At 70.8% G+C, this 20,535-nt stretch carries 14 protein-coding genes and 1 pseudogene; 4 read left to right on the plus strand and 11 right to left on the minus strand.

Annotation, left to right across the window (positions count from 1 at the left end):
• Positions 1 to 108: 108 nt before the first annotated feature.
• The 3 genes from RV986_RS15330 to RV986_RS15340 form a co-directional block, all read right to left on the minus strand.
• The gene (locus RV986_RS15330) at positions 109 to 3,864 is read right to left on the minus strand and encodes an AAA family ATPase (protein WP_475917941.1); all 3,756 of its coding nucleotides are present in this window, start codon (positions 3,862 to 3,864) and stop codon (positions 109 to 111) included.
• A gap of 208 nt (positions 3,865 to 4,072) precedes the next feature.
• Positions 4,073 to 4,276, minus strand: a complete 204-nt coding sequence (locus RV986_RS15335; protein ID WP_028802434.1) for a hypothetical protein — start codon at positions 4,274 to 4,276, stop codon at positions 4,073 to 4,075.
• A gap of 390 nt (positions 4,277 to 4,666) precedes the next feature.
• Complete coding sequence (locus tag RV986_RS15340) at positions 4,667 to 4,948, minus strand: acylphosphatase (protein WP_475917942.1); 282 nt, start codon at positions 4,946 to 4,948, stop codon at positions 4,667 to 4,669.
• A gap of 142 nt (positions 4,949 to 5,090) precedes the next feature.
• On the opposite strand from RV986_RS15340, the gene RV986_RS15345 reads away from it, so the two are divergent.
• Positions 5,091 to 6,068 (plus strand): CAP domain-containing protein, encoded by a 978-nt coding sequence (locus RV986_RS15345; RefSeq protein ID WP_475917943.1) that lies wholly within the window; start codon positions 5,091 to 5,093, stop codon positions 6,066 to 6,068.
• 185 nt (positions 6,069 to 6,253) lie between these two features.
• Positions 6,254 to 6,661, plus strand: a complete 408-nt coding sequence (locus RV986_RS15350; protein ID WP_475917944.1) for a winged helix-turn-helix transcriptional regulator — start codon at positions 6,254 to 6,256, stop codon at positions 6,659 to 6,661.
• A gap of 19 nt (positions 6,662 to 6,680) precedes the next feature.
• Here the strand turns inward: RV986_RS15350 and mutM are convergent, their stop codons facing one another.
• The 8 genes and pseudogenes from mutM to RV986_RS15390 form a co-directional block, all read right to left on the minus strand.
• Positions 6,681 to 7,565, minus strand: a complete 885-nt coding sequence (mutM, locus tag RV986_RS15355; protein WP_475917945.1) for a bifunctional DNA-formamidopyrimidine glycosylase/DNA-(apurinic or apyrimidinic site) lyase — start codon at positions 7,563 to 7,565, stop codon at positions 6,681 to 6,683.
• Positions 7,566 to 7,782: 217 nt separating this feature from the next.
• The gene (gene rnc, locus RV986_RS15360) at positions 7,783 to 8,640 is read right to left on the minus strand and encodes a ribonuclease III (protein WP_475917946.1); all 858 of its coding nucleotides are present in this window, start codon (positions 8,638 to 8,640) and stop codon (positions 7,783 to 7,785) included.
• Between the two features lie 19 nt (positions 8,641 to 8,659).
• A complete protein-coding gene (gene rpmF / locus RV986_RS15365) occupies positions 8,660 to 8,833 on the minus strand; it encodes a 50S ribosomal protein L32 (protein ID WP_006139588.1) in 174 nt (57 codons plus the stop codon).
• Between the two features lie 2 nt (positions 8,834 to 8,835).
• Positions 8,836 to 9,498, minus strand: a complete 663-nt coding sequence (locus RV986_RS15370; RefSeq protein ID WP_475917947.1) for a YceD family protein — start codon at positions 9,496 to 9,498, stop codon at positions 8,836 to 8,838.
• A gap of 172 nt (positions 9,499 to 9,670) precedes the next feature.
• Complete coding sequence (locus RV986_RS15375) at positions 9,671 to 10,753, minus strand: ATP synthase F0 subunit B (protein WP_475917948.1); 1,083 nt, start codon at positions 10,751 to 10,753, stop codon at positions 9,671 to 9,673.
• Positions 10,754 to 10,852: 99 nt separating this feature from the next.
• Entirely contained in the window at positions 10,853 to 11,362 is a 510-nt protein-coding gene (coaD, locus tag RV986_RS15380; protein WP_475917949.1) for a pantetheine-phosphate adenylyltransferase, read from the minus strand.
• Positions 11,359 to 11,949, minus strand: a pseudogene (rsmD, locus tag RV986_RS15385) (16S rRNA (guanine(966)-N(2))-methyltransferase RsmD); the annotation flags it as partial. The pseudogene rsmD and the gene coaD, both read right to left, overlap by 4 nt.
• Positions 11,950 to 12,010: 61 nt before the next feature.
• Positions 12,011 to 15,262: a helicase-related protein gene (locus RV986_RS15390; RefSeq protein WP_475917950.1), complete on the minus strand. Its 3,252-nt coding sequence runs from the start codon at positions 15,260 to 15,262 to the stop codon at positions 12,011 to 12,013.
• Positions 15,263 to 15,428: 166 nt separating this feature from the next.
• Here RV986_RS15390 and RV986_RS15395 point away from each other — a divergent pair, with 166 nt between their 5' ends.
• Positions 15,429 to 17,267, plus strand: coding sequence for an HSP90 family protein (locus RV986_RS15395; RefSeq protein ID WP_475917951.1), 1,839 nt, complete (start codon positions 15,429 to 15,431; stop codon positions 17,265 to 17,267).
• Positions 17,264 to 20,461: a tetratricopeptide repeat protein gene (locus RV986_RS15400; RefSeq protein WP_475917952.1), complete on the plus strand. Its 3,198-nt coding sequence runs from the start codon at positions 17,264 to 17,266 to the stop codon at positions 20,459 to 20,461. Before RV986_RS15395 ends, RV986_RS15400 begins: the two co-directional genes overlap by 4 nt.
• Positions 20,462 to 20,535 lie beyond the last annotated feature (74 nt).

A 20,535-nucleotide genomic window follows, 5' to 3' on the forward strand; every position in this document is an offset into this window, starting at 1 on the left:
GTCAACAGGTGGGTAGCTGTGAATTTTCTGCCCCTAGGTGACCATCAAGCGTTCACTACTTGAACTCACTCAGAAGCCCAGGTCACGACCGGTGTGGGCTACACGCATCTAGCGGAGCCGCTGGCTGATGACCTTCGACACACCGTCGCCCTGCATGGAGACGCCGTACAGCGCGTCGGCGACCTCCATCGTGCGCTTCTGGTGCGTGATGACGATCAGCTGGGAGGCCTCCTGCAGCTCCTGCATGATCCGGATCAGCCGTTGCAGGTTGGTGTCGTCGAGCGCCGCCTCGACCTCGTCCATCACATAGAAGGGACTCGGCCGCGCCTTGAAGATCGACACGAGGAGCGCGACGGCGGTGAGAGACCTCTCCCCACCGGAGAGCAGGGACAGCCGCTTCACCTTCTTGCCCGGGGGCCGCGCCTCGACGTCCACACCCGTGGTGAGCATGTTGTCGGGGTCGGTCAGGATCAGCCGTCCGTCGCCGCCGGGGAAGAGCCGGCCGAAGACGCCCTCGAACTCCCGGGCCGTGTCCCAGAACGCCTCGGCGAAGACCTGTTCGACACGCTCGTCGACCTCCTTCACCACCTGCAGCAGATCGGTCCGCGTCTTCTTGAGGTCCTCCAGCTGCTCGCTGAGGAACTTGTGACGCTCCTCCAGCGCGGCGAACTCCTCCAGCGCGAGCGGGTTGACCTTGCCCAGCTGCTGGTAGGCACGCTCGGCCGACTTGAGCCGCCGCTCCTGCTCGGCACGGTGGAACGGCCGGGGCCGGTTGCGCGGGTGCTCCGGATCCTCCGGCAGTTCCTCGCCCTCGGCGGGGAGCGAGGGCGGCACGAGCTGGTCCGGACCGTAGTCCGCGACCAACCCCGCCGGTTCGACTCCGAGCTCCTCCAGCGCCTTCGTCTCCAGCTGCTCTATCCGCAGCCGCTTCTCGGCGCCGAGTACCTCGCCACGGTGAACCGAATCCGTGAGTTTGTCGAGCTCCGCCTTGAGATCGCGGCCTTCGTTGCGGGCGGCGACCAGGCCCTGCTCACGGCGGGCCTTGGCCGTGTCCGCCGCGGTGCGCTCCTCCTCGGCCCGGCTCAGCGAGACCTCCACGTGCGCGAGCAGCTGCCGCGCCCCGGAGGCGACGGCCTCGGCGACCGCAGCCTCGTGCCGCAGCCGGGCGCGGCGCTGCTCGGCACGCGCGCGTGCCTCACGTTCCGCCCGCGCGGCCCGGTCGAGCCCGTCGGCCCGCCCCGCGAGCCCCTTGACCCGCTCCTCGTGCGTCCGCACCTGGAGGCGGGCCTCCATCTCGGTCTGCCGCGCGTTGGCGCCGTCCGCGGCGAGCCGATCCCGTACGGCGGTGTCGGGCTCCTCCTCCACCGGCATCTCCTCGGCCACGGCGAGCCGCTCGGCCAGCTCCTCCGCCTCCTCCACGGCCCGGTCGAGCGCCTCCTGCGCCCGGGCGGCGGCAGCGGTACTCCGCTCGGCCTCCCCGGCCGCGCCCCGTGCCTGTCCGGCCAGCCGCCCCAACTGCTGGGCCACGGAGGACTTCTCCCGCTCGGCGGCCCGCCGCCGCTCCCCCAGCTCCTCGACGAGCGCGGCCCGCTCCTTGCGGCGCTCGGTGGCCAGACGCTGGGCCTCGGCCAACTCCTCGCACCGCACGGCGAGCTCTTCGAGCTCGGCGGCCGCCTCGTCCACGGACGCCTGTACTTCGAGCAGGCTGGGCGCCCCGGCGGACCCGCCGTGCGCGAAGTGCGCACCGAGCACGTCGCCCTCGGCGGTGACCGCCGTGAGTTCGGGCCGCGCGTAGACGAGATCCTCCGCGTCCTCCAGCGTGCCGACCACCACGATCCCGCGCAGCAGCCGCCGTACGGCGGGCATGAGATCGACGGGACCACGGACGAGGTCGGCGGCGTACGGAGGGCCGGTGGGGTGGGGTTGTGGGCGTACGTCGCCGGGCGCGGTGTTCGCGGGTACGTCGCCGCAGGCGTCGTCGTACGGAGAGGCCGCGGAGGGGCGCCACAGGTCGGCAGAAACGTCACGCCCGTCGGGGTGGCCGTCGCCGGGCGCCGTACCGGGAGCGCTGCCACCCGCGGTGCCTGCCGCCGGGTGCCGACCCCTCCCGCCGACGCCCTCGGCCTCGGGTGCTCCCTGCTCCGGCGCGCCCGCCAGCAGCAGTGCCGCCCGGCCCGCGTCCTGTTTGCGCAGCAGGCGGATGGCCTCGGCGGCCGAGGCGGGGGTGGTCACCGCGATGGCGTCCGCCGCGGCGCCGAGGGCGGCGGCGAGCGCGACCTCGTGCCCAGGGGTGACGGACAGCAGCTCGGCCGCGGGGCCGAGGAGCCCCGTGAGGCGGTCCCTCGCCCCCAGCAGCGCTCCCGTGCCGTCCTTGCGGCGCAGCCCGAGCGCGAGAGCCTCGTGGCGGGCCCGGGTCGCGGCGCGCCCGCGCTCGGCCGCGGTGGCCGCCTCACGGGCGGCGCTCAGCGCGGCCTCCGCCTCGGACAGCTCCCGTCGGGCCGCCTCGTGCCGCTCCGTCAGTTCCGCGTCGTCGGCGTCGAGGCCGTCGACCTCGGCCTTCAGCTGCTCGTACTCCTCCTGCGCCGTGGACGCCCGCTCCTGGGCCTCGTCACGGGCGGTGGCGAGGCGGTCGATCTCGGCCTGCGCGGAGGCGGCCCGTGAACGCGCGGCGTTGACCTGACCGTTGAGACGGGCCAGGCCCTCGCGGCGGTCGGCGATGGCGCGGGCCACGTCCTTGAGACGGCGCTCCTCGACGGCGAGCTCGCGCTCCAGCTCCGCCCGGTGCGCGACCGTGTCCTCAAGGGCGTGCTCGGCCGCCTCCAGGGCCGCTTCGAGTTCGGCCTCCTGCTCACGGATCCGTGCGGCCTCGCGCTCCATGTCCTCGGGGTCGCGCCCGCGCCGCTCCTCGGCGGGCACCGACGTGGCACTCTTCACCCGCGCGTCGGCGAGCGAGATCGTGCCACGCACCCGCTCGGCGAGCTGCGAGAGTTCGTACCAGGTCTGCTGGGCGCGCTGCAGACGCGGCGTCAGCCGGCGTACCTCGTCCTCCAGGAGGGCCTCCCGCTGGAGCGCCTTCTTCAGCTCGGCCTCGGCGGTCTCCTTGCGCTCCTTGAGCGCGGCCTCGTCGGCAATCTCGGTCTGCAGGGCCCCCCGGAGTCGTACGAGATCGTCCGCGAGCAGACGCAGACGGGCATCGCGCAGGTCGGCCTGGATGACGGCGGCGCGGCGCGCGACGGCGGCCTGCCGGCCCAGCGGTTTGAGCTGGCGGCGCAGTTCGTCGGTGAGGTCCTGGACGCGGGCCAGGTTCGCCTGCATCGCGTCCAGTTTCCGCAGCGCCTTCTCCTTGCGCTTGCGGTGCTTCAGGACGCCCGCGGCCTCCTCGATGAACGCGCGGCGCCCCATCGGGTCGGCGTGCAGGACGGAGTCGAGCTGGCCCTGCCCGACGATGACGTGCATCTCGCGGCCGATGCCGGAGTCGGACAGGAGTTCCTGGATGTCGAGGAGCCGACAGGTGTCACCGTTGATCTGGTACTCGCTGCCACCGTTGCGGAACATGATCCGCGTGATGGTGACCTCGGCGTACTCGATGGGCAGCGCGCCGTCGGAGTTGTCGATGGTCAGGGAGACCTCGGCCCGGCCGAGCGGCGGCCGCCCGGTGGTGCCGGCGAAGATGACGTCCTCCATCTTGCCGCCGCGCAGCGACTTGGCCCCCTGCTCGCCCATCACCCAGCTCAGGGCGTCCACGACGTTGGACTTGCCGGAACCATTGGGGCCCACGACACAGGTGATGCCCGGCTCGAACCGCAGCGTGGTCGCCGAGGCGAACGATTTGAACCCGCGCAGGGTCAGGGCCTTAAGGTGCACGCCGCCGGACTCTACCTTTCGGGCCGGTCTCACTCCATGAACCCGCGGTTTCACCCCTGAACGTGCAGGGCACACCAGACGTTAAAGAGAGTGGGAGGGCACGCGGGGGAAAGAAGAAGGGACGCCTGAGAGGCGTCCCTTGCAAATCTGACAACTTAGCGGTTGATACGGGCCGCCCAACCACTGCTGTCGTGGTGCGGTGCAGTGATCAGGTGAGCGCAGGCTCCGCCTGGGGTACGTCGATGCTCTCGAGAAGCGAGTCGTGAGAAGCGGCAGCCGCGAGCGCGTCGTTCTCGGCCTGGATCCGTACAAGCTCGGATTCGAGGTCCTGGACGCGCTGCTGGAGCCGTCGCATCTCGGCAATGAGTCGCGGGTCGGAACCGCCGACGTAACCGAGAAGCGCCTTTGCCATGATGGATGGTCCTCCACACTGAGTGACCGACCGAAACGGTGTGGGTCGATGGGTCGTGAGGGAATCGCACCCGCGATGCTTGACACTTGCTAAATTGGTGCTGCCGTTCCACATGCCAAACAGCTAAGGTGCGCGGGGCTTTCAGCGTCTCACCAAAAAGTTTGACGGTCAACACGATCACGCCCTGCATCGGCGGGCAACCCGGTGTCGCGCGGCCCTCTGGACGGCTGCGCTGCGACTTCTGCGGGGCTCTGGAGATAGGGAGATCACCCTTCTCCGCGGAGCCTGCCACGCCGAGCCGTTCTTGGCAACCACCAGGTCATTTCTGCTTCTGGCAGGTGCCAGTGGCATGCCATACCGCTTCCGCCTGGGGCGTTGTACGGGTCGCCGTCATCGAATCGCGAAGTCGTCGTAGATCCCCCGGGGCGTGTCCCAGATCTCAGTGACTCCCTCCACACGCCCGGGTGTGTCGTCCCCCTGGAGCCAGTCCAGCAGCCCCTGGCATCCGGCCCGCGGGCCTTCGGCGACCACCTGGACCCGTCCGTCGTCCAGATTGAGAGCAAAACCACTCAGGCCGCCGATCTCCAGGGCCTTGGCCCGCGTGAACCAGCGGAAACCCACCCCTTGGACCCGCCCGCGCACCCAGACGACCAGTCGTACAACCTCGTTCATGGCTGCACGCTAACCGGACAAAGTCTCTCCGGGCACTTCCTCCCCCTGCGCCATGCGGTACCGTCCCGACCCAATGAGTCTCATATGAAACTCACTCTTTTGAGTGAGGGACGCTGACCGAAGGAATGAGGAAGGCCAGGAGATGGGACGCCACGGAGGCTCCGCCGCCCGCCGCGCCGCCACGGGCAGTGCCACCGGGGTCACCGGTACGCGCGGGCCTGTTACAGAAAGTTACGGGCCGGAGAACCTGTACGGCTATGCCGCGGTCGCCGACCTTCCGCCGACCGCCGCTGCCCGCTCGCACCGCAAGCGGAAGGGCGCGATCCCGGTACGCGCGGGTCTGCTCGGTGTCTCGGCAGCCGTGGCGCTGGGCACCGTGGCCGTCGCGGCCGGTGTGCTGCCCGGCACCGAGAACTACTCGCTCGGCGGCGGTGGCAGCAACTCCGACAGCGTGCAGGCCGTGGGCTCCCCGTCCGGCCAGGAGACCGAGCAGGGCGGTACGTCGGGCAGTGCGAGCGCGGACGACCGCGAGGGCACCTCGACGAGCCGTGACGCCGATCGGTCCGCCTCCCCCTCGGTGGCCCCCTCGGCCTCGGCGAGCGCGCCGGCGGCGACGCCCACCGTGGAGCCCACCACCACCAAGCCGGGCAAGGCCGCCAACGCGAAGAAGCCCGCGACTCCGCCCGGCCAGGCCTCGAAGACGCAGGCGCCGGTGACCACCGCCCCGGTCACCGTGTCCGCCGAAGCCGCGGCCGGGGCCGAGGTGCTCAGGCTGGTCAACGAGGAGCGGGCCAAGGTCGGCTGCAGCCCGGTGACGGCGAGCAGCGCGCTGACGGACCTCGCCACGGCCTTCAGCGAGGACATGGCCGCGCGCAACTTCTTCGACCACACCGACCCGAGCGGACTCAGCCCCTGGGACCGGGCGGCGAAGGCCGGGATCACCAGCCTCGGCGGCGAGAACATAGCCCGCGGCCAGGCCGACGCGGCCGCCGTCATGGACGCCTGGATGAACAGCGCCGGCCACCGCGCCAACATCCTGAACTGCGACTTCAAGACCCTGGGCGTGGGCGTGGAGCTCGGCACCGGCGGTCCCTGGTGGACGCAGGACTTCGGCTACTAGCCGACGACAGCGCTCCCCCGTACCTCGGTACGACGACAGCGCTCCCCGGCGAACGACAGCCGCGTCCCTCCGTGCACGAGGGGCGCGGCTCTGTCGTGCGGACGCACCACGGGCTCACCGAGCGAGCACTAACAAATTGTTAGTGCAATCTATTGGTTAGCGCTGCGCCGGAGTATGGTGAGCCCATGGAACGCACCGCGCGGACCGCCGAGAGCGGTGAGTGTCAGGACCTCGCGTACGACGTGTTCGCGCGCGACTGCCCGTCGCGGGTCACGCTGGAGCACGTGACCGGACGCTGGGGATCGCTCACGCTCGGAGCGCTGCACGAGGGCACGTTCCGTTTCAACGAGTTGCGCCGCCGGGTCGACGGCGTCAGCGAGAAGATGCTCTCCCAGACGCTGCACGCACTGGAGCGCGACGGTCTGGTGCACCGCGAGGCGCAGCCCACGAACCCGCCGCGGGTCGACTACACCCTCACGCCGCTCGGCCGCGAGGTCTCCGAGCGCCTGCTGACCCTCCTCCGCTTCGTGGAGGGCCGCATGGACGACGTCCTCAAGGCCCGTGAGCACTACGACGAGAGGCGTGCGAGCTGACTTCTGAGGGTCTTCAGGACTACGGCGTGAGGCGCGGCGGACGCTGGCAGCGCGGGCAGAAGTAGCTGGACCGGTTCATCCAGGCCCGCCGCCGCATCGGCGTCCCGCAGCGGCGGCAGGGCTCGCCCTCGCGGCCGTACGCGTCGAGCGAGCGGTCGAAGTACCCGGACTCGCCGTTGACGTTGACGTACAGGCTGTCGAAGCTGGTGCCGCCGGCGGCGAGGGCGTCGTTCATGACGTCGCGGATGTGGTCGAGGAGTTCGGCGGTGCGCGACCGGGTGAAGGTGCTCACCGGGCGCTCGTAGTGCAGCTTGGAGCGCCACAGCGCCTCGTCCGCGTAGATGTTGCCGACCCCGCTGATCAGCGACTGGTCGAGCAGGGCGCGCTTGATCGTCGTACGGCGGGCGCGCAGGGCCGTGTGGAACGCGGCGTCGTCGAAGAGGGGGTCCAGCGGGTCTCGGGCGATGTGCGCGATGACGTCCGGGAGACCGTCCGGGGTGTTCTCGTGCAGGGAGAGCCCGCCGAAGGTGCGCTGGTCGACGAAGCGCAGTTCGGTGCCCTCGGCCCCGGCGGGAGCGGGCGTCCGGGTGTCGTCGAAGCGGATGCGGATGCGCAGGTGCTTCTCGTCCGGGGCCTCCTCGGGCTGCACCAGGAGCTGGCCGCTCATGCCGAGGTGCGCGAGGACGGAGTACGGGGAGTCTTCGAGGGGCAGCCAGAGGTATTTGCCGCGGCGCATGGCCGAGCCGACGTGCTGGCCCGCGAGTGCCTTCGCAAAGCCCTCGGGCCCCGCCAGATGCCGCCGTACGGCCCGCGGATGCCGCACCTCGACCGACGACACCGCCCGCCCGCTGACCCAGCGCTCCAGGCCGCGCCGTACGACTTCGACCTCGGGCAACTCGGGCACGGGACTCCTCCGGAGGGGCGCACGGGAACGACGCCCGAAGGTTACCTCGTGCTCGCGTCACCCGGACGGGGGCACGGTCGAAGGCCGCCCGGTGGACACGAACCACCGAAGGAACAAACGGCCCCTGTCGCGGCGCGGGCGCTGCGACAGGGGCCGAATGCTTACCGATGTGCTGCAAAGGATGCTGCACGGTGCTTCGAAGGTGTTTACGAAGGAATCAGGCCGTGGCCGAGTCGCTCGTCGGAGCCGAGGGGGCGTCGGTGGTCCCCTCGGTGACCTCGGTCGCCGGTTCGGCGGCTTGCGCCGCTTCCTCGGCGGCCTCGGCCGACTTCGCGCGTTCGTCCGCGGCGGAGCGGATGGCACGCCACGCGGACTCCGCGGCCTGCTGCTCCGCCTCCTTCTTGCTGCGGCCGGTGCCGGTGCCGTACGAGACGCCTCCGACGCGGGCGGCAGCAGTAAAGGTCTTCTCGTGGTCCGGGCCGGTCTCCGAGACCAGGTACTCGGGAACGCCGAGCCCCTCGGTCGCGGTGAGTTCCTGGAGACTGGTCTTCCAGTCCAGGCCCGCTCCCAGATTCGAGGACTTCTCGATCAGTGGGTCGAAGAGCCGGTGGACGAGCTCGCCCGCCGCGTCCAGACCTTGATCGAGATAGACCGCGCCGATCACCGCTTCAAGGGTGTCGGCGAGGATGGATGCCTTGTCCCGGCCTCCCGTGCCTTCCTCGCCCCGGCCGAGCCGGATGAAGGAGCCGAGTTCGAGGCCGCGGCCCACTTCCGCCAGCGCACGCGAGTTGACCACCGCGGCCCGCAACTTGGCCAGTTGGCCTTCGGGCAGGTCGGGGTGGGTGCGGTACAGCGTGTCCGTGACCACGAGGCCGAGTACGGAGTCCCCGAGGAACTCCAGACGCTCGTTGGTCGGCAGACCGCCGTTCTCGTACGCGTAGGAACGGTGGGTCAGCGCACGCACCAGAAGGGCGGACTCGAGCTTGTACCCGAGCCGCCCTTCCAGAAGCGTGTGGGACGAGGCTGTGTTCTCCGCCTTTTTCTTGGCGTTTGGGTCCGCCTTGGCGTCAGACATCAGACCTCTCACCAGCCGCTCAGACCTCGAGGACCTGGCGCTTGTTGTAGGTGCCACAAGCAGGGCACGCGATGTGCTGCAGCTTGGGCTCGTGGCAGCGCTCGCACGCAACCAGGGTGGGGACCGCAGCCTTCCACTGCGACCGGCGGTGGCGCGTGTTGCTGCGCGACATCTTCCGCTTCGGAACAGCCACGGCTACTTCTCCTGCTTCTCGTCGGCGTGCGCTGATGGAAGCGCGCCGCCGCCCAACTCGTCCTTCTCGCCATCTTCGAGTGAACCGGCGAGTCCCTGCAGTGCCGCCCAACGGATGTCGACGGCGTCATGGTGGTGGTCCGGGTCGTCCGCAAGCCGCGCTCCGCATTCGGAGCACAGGCCGGGGCAGTCGTCCTGGCACACCGGCTGCATCGGCAGTGCGAGCACCACCGCATCACGCAGCACGGGTTCGAGGTCGAACAGGCCGTCCTCGATGAAGAGCGTGTCCTCGTTTTCTGCGGATTCCTCGGCGTCGTCGGCCGGCTCCGCCTTGGGGCGGCCCCGGCCGTCGGCGTCAGGGTACGAGAACATCTCCTGGAAATCCGCTTCGAGCTGCTGCTCAAGCGGCTCCAGACACCTTACGCACTCCCCCTTGGCGCGTGCACGGACGGTGCCTGTGACAAGCACACCTTCCATGACCGACTCAAGGCGGAGTTCAAGCTCCACCGGGGCGCCTTCCGGCACTCCGATAACTCCTTGGATCCCGAGATCCTTGGGGGCGTCGATCGTGCGGGTCAGGCGCTGCAGCGCACCAGGACGCCGCCCCAGCTCGTGTGTGTCGAACACGAGAGGGTTGCGGTGGTCGAGGCGGGTGTTCAGAGCCATTCCTGCTTTCGATCTTCGAAGCTCAAGGGGATGCCACCCCTGGTGTTCCGTGGGCAGCGTTGATCGCGGACGTACACGCGACCGAAGAGCCAGGATACTGGACCTTTCGCTCTCGGCCCAATCCGGTGCCCATCGGGTACCCATCAGGTGCCCGTCGGATGACCGTCCGGGGTCAGCGGCCCTGTTCGTACGCCCGCAACTGCTCGGCGCTGATCATGGTGGTGTCGAAGAGGCTGGTCTCGTCCAGCGCGTTCGCCATCGGGTCCAGGGCCCCCGTCTGCTGCTGCGGATAGGCCTGCTGCCCGCTCTGGTCGTACGTCGCCTGCTGGTCGTAGCCCTGCTGCTGCGGGTAGGCGGCGTACGGGTCGGCCTGCTGGTAGCCGTACGCGTCCTGCTGGGCGTACGGCTGCTGATAGCCGTAGGGGTCGGCCTGCTGCTGGTACGCGTAGGCGTCCTGCTGCTGTGCGTAGGCCGGCTGGGCCTCCTGGGCCGGCGCCTCGGAGGTCTGGGTGGGCCGCTCGGGGGCGTCCGGGACATCGGCGAGGCCGGCCAGGTAGTCGGCGTCGCTGGTGTGCAGGCCGGACGTCCCGTCGTCCGCGAAGGTGCCCAGTTCGCCCAGGTCGTCGCTGGCGATCCGGCCGTGCAGCTTCTGCCGGCCGCGGCCGACGGCCTCCAGGGTCTTGGCGAGGACGGCCTCGAAGGCACCGAGCTTCACGTCGACGTATTCGTCGGCGTTGCGGCGCAGGGTCTCGGGGTCGTGGCTGCGCTCGGGGGCGTCCTCGTCCTCGTAGCCCTGCTCGTCGGTGCCGGGGCCGGTACCGAGGAGCTTCTCGCGGCCGCGGCCGACCGAGCCCAGGGTCTTGGTGAGGACGACCTCGAAGTTGGCGAGCTTGGAGTCGACGTAGTCGTCGGCCTCGGCGCGGACCTCCTCGGCCTCCTGACGGGCCTCGGCGAGGATGCGGTCGGCCTCGTTCTGGGAGCGGCGGGCGACCTCGGTGTCGGAGATCAGGGAGCCTCGCTCGGCGTGCGCGGACTCGATGATCCGCTCGGCCTCCATACGGGCCTGCTCGACCATCTGCTCGCGGCCGCCGATGAGCTCCTCGGCCTGGGCGAGGGAGCCGGGCAGCGCCTGGCGCACCTCTTCGAGCATCGAGAGGAGGTCGGCGCGGTTGACCACGCACGAGGCCGACATGGGCATCGAACGGGCGCTGCCGACCGCCGCGACGATCTCATCGAGCTTCTTCTGCACGTCCACCGTGTGCTCGCCACTCTCTACAGCTGTGATGGAGACGGACGGGTCGACTGTACGACCACTCCCGCCCCGCCCGACACCGGGTGACGCGCTGTCAGGCGCTCAGCTCTTTCCGAGCCGCCCCTGGAGGGCCTCCAGGACCACCTCCGGCACCAGGTGGGAGATGTCACCGCCCCACTGCGCGACCTCCTTCACGAGCGAGGAGGAGAGGAAGCTGTAGGTGGGGCTGGTCGGGATGAACAGCGTTTCGACGCCCGAGAGGCCGTTGTTCATCTGGGCCATCTGGAGTTCGTAGTCGAAGTCGCTGACCGCCCGCAGACCCTTCACGATGGCGGGGATGTCGCGCTGCTTGCAGAAGTCGACGAGGAGGCCGTGGTAGGCCTCGACCTGGATGTTGCCGTACTCGGCGGTGACCTCGCGGATCAGGTCGATCCGCTCGTCGACGGTGAACAGGCCCTGCTTCGACTGATTGATCATCACCACGACGTGCACGACGTCGTACAGCCTGGAGGCGCGGGCGATGATGTCGAGGTGTCCATTGGTGATGGGGTCGAATGACCCTGGACAGACGGCGCGGCGCAACTGTGGTCCCTCGCTCTCCGGTCCGGTCATCGTGCGTCTTCGCACGTAGAGGCGGCGCGACCGTACCAAAACGTCCCCTCGCCGTAACGACGGGCCCTGATGGCGTCGAAACCGTCGGGCCAGCCGAATTCGCCGCCTCTGGTGCTGCGCTCCACGGTGACGAGCGCTTCGTCCGCGAGCCAGCCCTGCGTCCGGAGTGTGAGCAGAATCTCCCGAAGATCGTCGTCCGAGACGGCGTACGGCGGGTCGAGGAAGACCAGATCGTACGGATTCGTCGGGGCCGCCCCTTGGATGATCTGCTCCGCTTTGCCCGGTCTGACCTCGGCGCCGGGCAGGCCCAGCGACTTCACGTTCTCGCGGACGATCCGGGCCGCGCGGGCGTCGGCCTCGACGAGGAGGGCGTGTCCGGCGCCGCGGCTGAGCGCCTCCAGGCCGACGGCGCCCGATCCCGCGTAGAGATCGAGCACGCGCTCGCCCCGCAGCGGGCCGCCGAGCAGGGACTGCCAGGTGGAGAAGAGTCCCTCGCGCGCCCGGTCGGAGGTGGGGCGGGTGCCGGTGCCCGGCGGGACGGCCAGACGGCGTCCGCCGGCCTGGCCGGCGATCACGCGGGTCATGAGGGTCCTTTGCGCCGGGGGTGTGTCGGAGTCAGTCTCTCAGCCCTTGTCCAGGTACTGCCTCTCAGCCCTTGTCCAGGTACTGCTCGCGCTCCTCGTCGAGAAGGGCCTCCAGGGCCGTGCGCAGGCCGGGGAGCCCGGTGAGCTCGGGGTCGGCGGCGACGACCGCGGCGGCCTCCTCGCGGGCCTCGGCGATGATCTCCTCGTCCTCGATGACGGCGAGCATGCGCAGCGAGGAGCGGACGCCGGACTGGGCCTGGCCGAGGACGTCGCCCTCACGGCGCTGTTCGAGGTCGATGCGGGAGAGCTCGAAGCCGTCGAGGGTGGCGGCCACCGCGTTCAGCCGCTGGCGGGCCGGGCTCGCCTCCGGCATCTCGCTGACCAGGAGGCACAGCCCGGCTGCGGAGCCACGGCCGACGCGGCCGCGCAGCTGGTGGAGCTGGGACACGCCGAAGCGGTCGGCGTCCATGATCACCATGGCGGTGGCATTCGGCACGTTCACCCCGACCTCGATCACGGTGGTCGCGACCAGGACGTCCGTCTCGCCCGCGGCGAAGCGGCGCATCACGGCGTCCTTGTCGTCGGGCTGCATCCGGCCGTGCAGGACTTCGACCTTGAGCCCTTGGAGGGGGCCGTTGGCGAGCTGGTCGGCGACGGCGAGGACGGCGAGGGGCGGTCGCTTCTCGGCCTCGTCCTCGGGGGACTCCTTCTTGGCCTTCTTGGCATCGGCCGGTTCGTCGACGTCGTCGCCGATGCGGGGGCAGACGACATACGCCTGATGGCCGTTCTCCACCTCTTCGCGCACGCGCTCCCACGCGCGGGCGAGGAAGTGGGGTTTGTCGGCCGCCGGAACGACATGGCTGGCGATGGGCGAGCGCCCGGCGGGGAGCTGGTCGAGGACCGAGGTCTCCAGGTCGCCGAAGACGGTCATCGCGACCGTGCGCGGAATGGGCGTGGCGGTCATCACCAGGAGGTGCGGGGGCTGCTTGCCCTTGCCGCGCAAGGCGTCGCGCTGCTCGACACCGAAGCGGTGCTGTTCGTCGACCACGACCAGGCCCAGGTCGTGGAACTGGACCTTGTCCTCGATCAGCGCGTGCGTGCCGATCACGATCCCGGCCTCCCCGGTGACCAGATCGAGCAGCGCCTGCCGCCGCGCCGCCGCCCCCATGGAACCGGTGAGCAGCACGACCTTGGTGGAGTGCTCGGCCCCGCCGAGCATGCCGCCCTCGGCCAGCTCGCCCATCATCTCGGTGATCGACCGGTGGTGCTGCTGGGCGAGCACTTCGGTGGGCGCGAGCATCGCGGCCTGCCCGCCCGCGTCGACCACGGCGAGCATGGCGCGCAGGGCGACCATCGTGTTGTGCGTCACCGTGAAGTGGTCGGTCACATAGGCGTGATCGGGATGAGCCACGCTGATGCACTGCACCGGCTTCCTGCCGACGTACTCCACGGCCCGGATTCCTCGCCGGAAGGTGTCGTATTCCGGTCGCGGTCGCATGGACGCCGCCTTGCGCGACAGCCTGAAGGGCACATACATGTCAGGCAGTGCGACCGAGACCGTGTAGGCCTCCTTCTCCGGCTCTGGCTCCGGCGCCACCCGCGCCAGGCCGCCGAGGGACCGCACCAGCCAGGCGACATCTTCGGCCAATTGCCCGGAAGCGGAGCGGAACGACGCGGCGAGGCCGCTGGACTCGACCGTGCCGTCGGTGTCCATGAGGCCCTGCAGAAGAGACAGACGATTCTTGATCGTCGTGTTCTTGAACTCCGAGGGGACGAACTTGTCGTGCGCCGCGACGCCCCAGAGCCCGAGCGAGCGGAGCGCGCTGATCAGCGGATTCCTTCGCCCTCCGTCCTCGGGCCCGGCCGGATGGACGGTGTGGTCGCGCCTGGAACCGGGCACGGGTACGAGCGTGCACTCAGGGGCCACAGCGGCAGCGACCGCCTCTCGGACGTCATCGTCCGTCGTCGACAGCCGCAGATCGTGCCGGAACGAGCCGTCGCCCAGAAGCAGACCGAGAAGATAGGGATCCAGCGGCGGCTCGGCGTCACCCCGGAGGTCGACCGGAGTGGCCTGCGGGATGTACCACTTCGAAGATCCGTTCGCCTTGTGCGTATCCAGTCTGATCTGCCGTGTCGACATCACCTTGGGCGGCTGCTCCCGGTCCCGGGCGCCGCTGGTACCCACGATCCACAGGTGCTCGTCGTCGCACTCGACGGAGCTGCCGTCGGACAGCACGATCCGCCACACATCGCGCTCGCCCTGCGGGAAGACTCCGTCCACCGGCGCGAGTTCGCCGGTGGGCACTACGACGATGTCGCCCACGGTCATCTCACCCATGGGCCGGTATCCCGTCGGAGTCAGCACCAGGGAATCGAGGGGTTGAGCCTTGCCGGAACCCACCTCTCCCTGGAGCAGCCGGTGCATCGGGTGTTCGGTGGCGAGGTCGTCGAAGATCTCCTTGGTGACCTTCTGCTGGCCCTCGGTGAGAGTGAAGGGCAACTTGGCGTCGAAGCCCGTGAGGAGGCCGTCCGGCTGGGGGGTGCGGGCCACCGCCGGGAGTTGGGCGTCGGCGTGGCGGCGGCGGGCCAGGGCGACCTGGAGGACGAACGCCTCGTCCCACTTGAGGCGGGCCCGGGCGTCAAGAATGTCCGCCTTGGTGTGCGGGCGGTGGATCTTCAGGAGGGCCTCGGGGAGGGGGACCAGGCCGCGGCCGTCCCGGAGGGAGTCCGGAAGGGGGTCGACGGCCTCCTGGGCGCTCAGCAGCACCGTCTGGACGGACTTGGCGATCTTCCAGGACTCCAGCTTGGCGGTGGCCGGGTAGATCGGGATCAGCGCACCCGCCCAGGAGTCGACGGTCTCGGTCGCCTCGTCGCTGTCGCCGCGCAGCGGCTCGTACGCGGGATGGGCGAGCTGGAGGCGGTGGTTGAAGACGGAGACCTTGCCCGAGAACATCGCGCGCGTGCCGGGCAGCAGGTCCTTGTGGGGCTTGTGCACACCGTTGCCGAAGAAGACCAGCTGGAGGCGGCCGCTGCCGTCCGTGATGGTCACTTCGAGTCGCTGGCCCTTGCCCCTGGGCGCCTTGGACGAGGCGAAGGTGAGCAGACGCGCGTCGGCCACCTGGGCCACCACCGTCACATGCTCGTCCATGGGCAGGTCGGCGAGGTGGGTGAGCTGCCCGCGCTCCTCGTATCTGCGCGGATAGTGGTGCAGCAGATCGCCGACGGTGTGCAGGCCGAGGTGCTCGGCCATCACCTTCGCGGTGGGGGGACCGAGCACCTTCTTCAGTGGTTCATCGAGCGCGGGCACGAGATCCATTGCACACCACAGCACTGACATTGCCGTATACGTCTTGGAAATCCGCTGGTCAGGCGGCTCGTTCCGGGCCTAGGATGACGCGCTCCGGCCCTCATCGCGGTCACCGTCCCCCGGGACCGCCCGACCCCGCGCCGTCGCACGTCTCCCACCCGACGGCGCAGCGACGATGGACTCCCAGACCTCACAGCCATCACAGGCATCCCAGTCACCTCACTCGTTCCAGGTCGACCTGCGCGGTTTGGTGGACCTGCTCTCCCATCACCTCTACTCCAGTCCCAAGGTGTATCTGCGCGAGCTGCTGCAGAACGCCGTGGACGCGATCACCGCGCGGCGGGCCGAGCAGCCCGACGCCCCGGCCACCGTGCGCCTGCACGCCGAGAGCGGCACCCTGCGCGTGGAGGACTCCGGTGTCGGTCTCACCGAGTCGGACGTGCACAGCCTGCTCGCGACGATCGGCCGCAGCTCCAAGCGGGACGCCGGCCTGCAGGCGGCGCGCTCGGACTTCCTCGGACAGTTCGGCATCGGGTTGCTGGCGTGTTTCGTGGTCGCCGAACGCATCCGGGTCGTCAGCCGCAGCGCGCGCACGCCCGACGCTGCGCCCGTGGAGTGGACGGCGACCGACGACGGCTCGTACACCGTCCGGACGCTGCCGCACGAGGCCCGCACCGAACCGGGCACCACCGTGTACCTGGTGGCGCGCGCCGGAGCCGGCGAATGGCTCACCGAGGAGCGGGTCCGCTCCCTGGCCCGGGACTTCGGCTCGCTGCTGCCGTACGACGTCCGTATCGGCGACGAGGCGATCGCGGACCTTCCGGCGCCCTGGGACCGCGCGTACCCGAGCCCCGCCACCCGAAGGGTCGCCCTGGCCCGCCACTGCCAGGACCTGTTCGGCTTCACACCGCTGGACTCGATCGACCTGAACGTGCCGCTCGCCGGAGTCCGGGGCGTGGCGTACGTCCTGCCCTCCTCGGTCAGCCCGGCCCAGCGCGCGAGCCACCGGGTGCACCTGAAGGGCATGCTGCTCACCGAGCGGGCCGAACAGCTGCTGCCCGACTGGGCGTTCTTCGTGCGCTGTGTCCTGGACACGGACAGCCTGCGGCCCACCGCGTCACGCGAGTCGCTGTACGAGGACGAGACCCTGGCGGCCGTACGCGAAGCCCTGGGCGAACGCATCCGGTCCTGGCTGACGGGGCTCGCGGCGGGCGACCCGGAGCGTCTGGCGGCCTTCCTGTCCGTCCACCACCTGGGCGTGAAGTCCCTGGCACGGCACGACAGCGAGATGCTGCGCACGATGCTGCCGTGGCTGCCCTTCGAGACGACCGACGGACGGCTGTCCCTGGAGGAGTTCGCGCAGCGCCACCCGGTGGTGCACTTCACCCGGACCGTGGAGGAGTACCGGCAGGTCGCGCCCATCGCCTCCGCGCAGGGCATCGGCGTCGTCAACGGCGGCTACACGTACGACAGCGAGCTGGTCGAGGCGCTGCCGTCCGTGCGCCCCGGGACGGTCGTGTCGGAGCTGGACGCCGACACCGTGACGGCGCACCTGGACGCGGTCGACCCGGCCGAGGAACTGGCCCTCTCGGGCTTCCTGATGGCCGCACGGGCCACACTCGACCCCCTGGGCTGCGACGTGGTGCTGCGCGCCTTCCACCCGCTCTCCGTCCCGGCCCTGCACCTGGACGACCGGGCGGCCCGCCACGAGCAGGCCCGCGCGGAGGCCCAGGAGCAGGCCGACGACCTCTGGGCGGGCATCCTCGGCTCGCTGCGCGGCAGCGCCCCACGCGCGCGCCTGGTGCTCAACCACCTCAACCCGCTGATCCGGAGGATCAGTTCGCTCAAGGACCCGGAGCTGATAGGCACCGCCACCGAGTCCCTCTACGGACAGGCCCTCCTGATGGCGCAGCGCCCCCTGCGGCCCACCGACTCCGCGCTCCTGAACCGCGCGTTCATAGGCCTCCTGGAATGGGCCACGCACGCCGAGCCCGGAAAGGACGACCGCCGATGAGCCGGGCCATGGACATGGACTTCGACACGCTGCGCCAGGCGATGGCGGACAACTACGAGCAGCCGGAGGGGCCCGCCCGCAACGCGCGCGCGGAGCAGCTGCTCACGGAGGCCGAGAAGCTGAGCATCCCGCTCGCCGTGATCGAGGCGCTCGGACACCAGCTGAAGGTCTACAACTACAGCTCCGAGAAGGACAAGATGTTCGTCCCCTTCGCGCGCCTGCTGCGCATGTGGGACGAGCGGCCCGAGGACTTCGACGAGTACGAGACCCACTCCCTGCACTGGGTCTTCAAGTGGATGTCGGCCGGCATGCTGGACCAGCCGCACATTCCGCTCGCCTCCATAGAGAAGTGGCTCGGCGAGATGGAGCACCGCTACCGGCTGGCCGGTCACTCCGAACGGGCCGTGCGCGGCGCCGAGTTCAGCGTCGCCGCCCATCTGGGCGACCTGGAGCGCGCCGAGCGGGCGTACACCGCCTGGCTGGCCGCCGACCGGGACACCATGGCCGACTGCCACGCGTGCGAACTGCACAGCCAGGGGTGGTGGCAGGCCGTGCGCGACGCCGACGCGGAGGCGCTGGAGCTGTGGCGCCCGGTCCTGGAGGGCGAGTACGCCTGCGCCCACGAGCCGCACACCGTCCTGGCGTCCTCCCTGGTCCCCCTGCTGCGCCTGGGGCGTCCGGACGAGGCCCGCGCGCATCATCTGCGGGGCTTCCGGCTGGTCCGCCCCATGGAGAGCATGCGCGGCGCGTACGCGGACCATGTGGAGTTCTGCGCGCTCTCCGGCAACGAGGCGCGCGCCCTGGAGCTGCTCGCCGAGCGGCCCGCCTACTTCACGGACTCCGGGGATCCGCGCAGCAAGCTCGACTTCATGGCCGTGACGGCCCTGCTCATGGACCGCCTGACGGAGCTCGGTCTCGGCGATCAGCCGGTGCCGGGACCGGCCGGACGGGCGTGGACCGCGAGCGAACTCGCCGTCCACGCGCGCGGGGAGGCCTTTTCGCTGGCTGCGCGTTTCGACGCGCGCAACGGCACCTCATACGTGAGTGAGCGGGCGCGGGCGCGGATGGACCGGCGGCCGTTGGTGGAGCGGTTGCCGCTCGGGGTGCGGTCCGCGCGACAGGTGCCGACGCCGGGGTCAGGTGCTGTCGAGGCTTCGGCCGCCACCGCGGGTTCGGCGCGACGGTCGGGCGCCGGCGCGGAGTCGGCCGCCGGTTCGGCTCCGTCGGACCTGTCGGCGTTGCTCGCCGAGGCCCGGCGGCTGTCGCAGACCCGCAGTCCGGAGGCCGTCGAGGCCTGGGCGGCGGTCTCGCGGGCCGCCGAGGGGCAGGAGCTGGACATCCGCGATCGCGCGGAGATCGCGGACCACGCGGCCATGGAGCGCGGTCCGGAGGGCATGGAGCTGTTCCACGTGGCGGCCGGGTTGTACGCCGAGGCGGGCGACCCCGGAGAGGCGCTCGCGGCCCGTGCCCGCGCCGCGTACGTCCTCGCCCTCACCGGCGGGGCCGAGGAGGCGCTGGTAGCCGTCTCGGAGCTGTACGAGGGAGTGCTCGCGCTCTTCGAGGACGGCGGGACGGGGGCGTCGCAGGCGGCGTCCGTGCTGGTGGGACGGGCTCGGATCCTGATGCAACTGGTCCAGGAGGGTGCGGACGAGGACGAGTCGGGGGCAACGGCTTCGGAGAGGACGACTTCGGAAGCCACGTCTTCGGAGACGACGGGTTCGGAGACGACGGGTTCGGAGACGACGGGTTCCGCAGCCGCGGATGCGCGTGGGGCCGGGGACGATGTGGTGGCCGCCGCCGAAGCGGCCGTGCGGGAGCTGCTCGCACTCACCGAGCCGCACATCTCGGACGTGCGGATGGCCTCGCGGGCCGCCGAGGCGCAGGCGATGCTCGGGGAGCTGGCGGCGCACGCCGGGGACGCCGAGGCCGCCGCGGAACTGCTCGCGCGGGCCGCGGAGGCGTTCGTTGCGGCCGGGCTGCCGTGGTTCGCCGTGGAGTACGAGTCCCGTCTCGCCGGGATCGCCCGGCACCTGGGCGACGCCGAGGGCGCCGAGCGGGCCGCGCGCGCGGCCCTGGAGCACGGAGGGCCTCGCCTGGAGCCGATGGGCCACGCACAGCTGCAACTGCAGCTCGCCGAGGTCCTCGGCGCCAGCGGGCAGTTCGGGCCCGCTTCAGAACACGCCCTGGAGGCCGCGCACTGGGCCGACGAGGCCGGCGAGGGGCCCACGCTCGGTGCCTGGGCCCGGCACCAGCTCGGCGGTTTCCTGCTCCGTCAGGGGCGGTGGGCCGAGGCCGCGGAGATCCTGGAGTCGGCGCTGCCCGATCTGACCACCGACATGCACGGCGACGGTGCGATCGTGCAGACGCGGTGGTGGCTCGGTGACTGTCTCACCGAGCTCGGCGAACACCGTGCGGCGGCCGAGCACTGGTTGCGGGCCGCGGACATCGCCCGGCACTGGCCCGAGCAGCGCGATCACGCGATGCTCGCCCATCTCGCCGCCGAGGCGCTCGGTCACGCCGGGCTGCCCGCGCAGGCCGACCAGGCGTACGCCCGCGCGGGCGACCTGTGGCGTGCCCTCGGCAACGTCCACGGTCTGATCCGGTCCCTGCGGGCCCGGGCCTGGGGCGCGGTGCGTACGGACGCGGGGCTTGAGGGGGCGCGGAAGTTGATGGCGGTGGCGGTGCGGGAGTGCGAGGCGGGGCTTCGGGCAGTGTCCTCCTCGGCCGGGGCTCCGGAGGGCTCGGACTCGGATGCCGCTGCCGATGCCGCTGTCGCTGTCGTTTCGGAGGGTTCGGAGGGTTCGGAGGGTTCGGCGGTCGTGGAGGTCGTGGAGGCCCGTCTGCGGCTTGTCGCCGAACTCGGCCATACGTATCGGCAGTTCGGTGATCTTCTCGCCCGTTCCGTGCCGGAGGACGCGGAGGAGGGCGTGGCCCCGGGGGTCCTCGAAGAGGCCTTGGCGCAGTTCACCCAGGCCGTCTCCGTGTTCGCGTCCCTTGGAGACGACGTCCTCGACGCGCGTACCGGTGCGGAGCTCGCCGCCGGGTGGTTGGAGGCCGATCTGTTCCGTCCCGATGCGGCGGGGGCACGCGCGCGTGCGGTGCTTTCCGCCTACGCGGGGGTGGAGGGGAAGACTGCGGAGGCTCGTCGCGCTGAGGCGGAGAACATGCTGGGGCTGGTGGAGAAGCAGCGGTAGTGGCCCGGGGGGTGGTGGCGGGCGCGGGTGGTGGTTTTTTCGCCCCCGCCGCCCCTACCCGTCCCCTCCCCTGC

Source organism: Streptomyces sp. RLA012 (genome assembly GCF_056270325.1).